Consider the following 3,389-nt stretch of genomic DNA (forward strand, 5'->3'; position numbering starts at 1 on the left):
AGCCAAACGATCGTGGTGACCTGGCCCTGGGCGACGATGACGTCGACCACTTGGCCGGCGAGTACCGGCGTCGCGACCGCGAGGAAAGCTCCGACGATGGAGAGGGCGATGAAGATCAGCAGCTTGGACCGGTAGGGCGCCGCGAACGTAATGATCCGCCGCACGGACTCACGCGAGAAGCCGTGCTTGCCGTCCCTGGCGGTAGAGATCTTGTACAGCGAGCTCCAGGCCGCGCCTTCCATGCTCATTGAGTTCCCTTTCGTGGGCAGAAAATCCAGCTTAGATGGCGGATTGTCCGAGCTTTGCGACGCGGCTGGCGAGGTGACGCGCCGTGCGCCGGTCAGCGTTATGGACTGCGTTGGGTCCGCGTTCATTCGACGACTGCAGGCCGGCTCCGAGGAAGAAGCCAAGCCGGTTGTCGTCATCGTCGGTGGATGTGGTGTTGTTCCAGCCGGGAGCGGACCGAGACTGTCCCAGTGCCCCCGGTTGAGGCGGCAGCTACCAAATGCGAAGCCGACGGCCGACTTTCGGACCGTTTCATCGCCGGGCAGCGGTACACCAGCTACAGCCACAGCCAGACCAAACTCTGCGCGTTGCCGCGGCTCCGAAGGAGCTCGTGCCGGCGCGGGTGCTGTCCGCTTCGCGGGCGTGGCTGCATGGTTATGTCGTGGTGTCGGCTCCGTCTGCTGGCGAGTCCGGCCTGCTGCTGCTCCGCAAGCTCGGATGCTTTGAGACTGCCCCGGTTTGGTTGACGTCATGGCCGGCCCCATGGTTTGGTTGCCCAAAACACTGTGATGATTTGGCGTGTCGGATAGCAGGCGGTGCCGCGCGTCGCAATCGGAACGTCGACGAACGCGACGACATCGCCGAGTGCGTTCGGCGGGTCTGCGGATCACCCCGGGCGGTCACCAGTGTTCTCACCGCACTAAGCGGCCTGGTCCGATCGGGCGCGATTTTGATAGACGGCAAATGGGCGCCCGCCGTCCGTGCACTCGTCGACGTTGACCGCGTAGTTCGGAGTGCGACTGAACGCAAAAGCGGGCGTCAGCGACGCTGAGATCCTCGCAGGAAAGCGCTTTAGTAGTTATAGTGAAATGAATCGCTAAAAGGAATACGGGGCATAGGGTGTCGACTTCGACGGGTACTGAGTCTGACGCAGTTGACGTGCTCGTCGCTGCCGGCTTCGACGTGTCCGTGCGTCCCGATCAGCGTCGGGGCGTCGACCTTCTCGTGAGCCGCGACGGCGAAACCGTTGTCGTGCAGGTCAAGGTGCGGCAAAAGACAATCTACGAGTGGGACGCCCTGCGGCTGCTTGAAAACACCGGTGAGCACGTCCTGGTCGTCGTACCGATCGCGAGCCGCGGCCTCATCGACGCCGCCAAGAAGGATGGGCGGTTGGGTGTCGTGTCGCTCAGGAATCGACTCCTTATTTGGAACCGCGAGGAAATCCAATCACCGGATGCGATCGCGGAAAGCCGCGCGTCGCTGGCTGTGCCTAACCGTCGACGCAACCCGTGGGGCCGCTGGGCGATCATGCGTGTGTACATCCTCAACGGGGAGCCTCGATCTCAGGCCGAGCTGGCGAAAGAAACCGGCGTGACGCAGTCCGCGGTATCCAAGTCAAACAGCGCACTCGATGGCCTTGTCGTCAGATCGGCCTCTGGTTGGAGGGCGCCAGATCGCTTGGCGCTCTGGGATGCGTTCATGGCTGAGTACGCGGGTCCGGGAGGGATCACCACAAACTGGTACGGGCTGGACGCTGTCACTCACCAATCGAATTCGGTCGTGGCCGCCGGAGCATCAGCTGGCGTCCAAGTCTTAGTTTCCGGAGATTCCGCCGCTGACCAATTGGCGCCGTGGCGGGTGCCTGCACGTGCTGCCGTCTACGCAGCGTCAGGGATCGCCCTGGGCAAGCTTGGGTTCGCGCAGACTACTGATGAGCGTGCCACGCTCACATTCACTGTTCCAGCCGACCGAACCATCTGGGCAACCGCAGCCTCATGGTCGCAACGACGTAACACCTCGACCGTCGATCCAGTTATCGCGGCATGGGATGTCAGGCGGACGGGCGGCCCGGACGCGGACGAGGCCGTCAAACGCATCCGTAATCTGGTCCTTACGAGCGAACGATCGTGAAGATCCGACGCTCGGTGGAGACGGTCGCGACCTCTAACGCCGACGACGCCGCCTACCTGGCGTTGGAAGACGTTGCCCGCATCACCGATCACCTCGATGATGTCCGTGTCGTCGGCGGCCACATGGCCAGCTTGCTGCTGACCGCATTCCCAGTCGCGGAAGCCATTGTCCGACGCACGGCTGACGCGGACGCCGCCATCTCGACATCCATCGCCGCCTCTGGGCACATCCATCGCGCGCTGACGGACGCGGGATACATCGACACGAGCGGCAACCACTATGCCAAGGGACCGCTCGAGATCGACCTCCTCGTCCCTTCCGGTACCAATCAGTTTGTCAAGACAGAACACGGAGGCCGCGGCTTCGACGCCGCTCCCGGCCTCATGCGGGCTTTCGCGACGGAGCCCATCCTTCTCGATGTTGGCGTCATGCTCACCGATGGGAGCCGCCACGAGTTCGTAGTCCGCGTCCCATCGGTCGAGCTCGCGGTCAGCCTGAAGGCCTACGCGACGACCTCACGAGCGGTATCGAAGGACCTCACAGATCTTTACAACTTGCTGAGCGTCGCGAACTCCTACGACAGTGACCAAATCGGCGCATGGACATTGAACGGCCACCTTCAGGGCACCCGACTCGACACCGGCCGCATTCTCCACAACATCGCCGACAAGGCTCGCACAAGTGCTCTGATACGCGAGGCGAGGATCCCGCAGGAGCGACTCGTCGCCCTGATCCGAAGGCTCGTCACCGACCCACGATAGGGGCCGGACGAGGGCACCTTCGAGACACTTGGGTGACCATCATTTACCCATCGAAATGAACCATGAACGACCGGGCAAGTCCGCGTACAATCGAAGCCAGCGAACCGCCCGGTTCCCTATAGAAACAGGGGAATCCGCGAGTTTTCGGAGACATTCGGCAACGACCAAATTAGGGCCTGAACCCTCCAGGGGGTCGCAGGTTCAATTCCTGTCAGCCCGACAGAAAAATTCATGGTCAGGGGCCGGTTTCGCTAAATGCGAGATCGGTCCTTTTCTAGTTTCTGAGGGGTCTACGCCAATGTTTACGCCAACTAGGTTTCGAGATACGCCGCCGACGGTGGCACCCGCGCTCTTTACGTTGACGGTAGTTACTCGCACATTGCGAAAATGTGAGCGTCTAACGTCGCTGAACCGCATTTGCATAGACCCACACGCGAGACGTGGCGCCGGAATGAGTTGTGAATTCGACCCATACGGCTCTGGTGGTCCAGG

General features: G+C 62.0%; 2 protein-coding genes and 1 pseudogene. 2 read left to right on the forward strand and 1 reads right to left on the reverse strand.

All coding sequences use genetic code 11. The annotated features are described in order from the left end of the window. A pseudogene (locus H7290_RS02090) lies at positions 1-248 on the reverse strand (ABC transporter ATP-binding protein); the annotation flags it as partial. Positions 249-1,164: 916 nt separating this feature from the next. On the opposite strand from H7290_RS02090, the gene H7290_RS02095 reads away from it, so the two are divergent. Continuing rightward, a complete protein-coding gene (locus H7290_RS02095; RefSeq protein ID WP_290512361.1) occupies positions 1,165-2,136 on the forward strand; it encodes a helix-turn-helix domain-containing protein in 972 nt (323 codons plus the stop codon). After that, complete coding sequence (locus tag H7290_RS02100) at positions 2,133-2,897, forward strand: hypothetical protein (RefSeq protein WP_290512362.1); 765 nt, start codon at positions 2,133-2,135, stop codon at positions 2,895-2,897. Before H7290_RS02095 ends, H7290_RS02100 begins: the two co-directional genes overlap by 4 nt. Positions 2,898-3,389 lie beyond the last annotated feature (492 nt).

Source organism: Aeromicrobium sp. (assembly GCF_014378035.1).
Taxonomy (GTDB): domain Bacteria; phylum Actinomycetota; class Actinomycetes; order Propionibacteriales; family Nocardioidaceae; genus Aeromicrobium.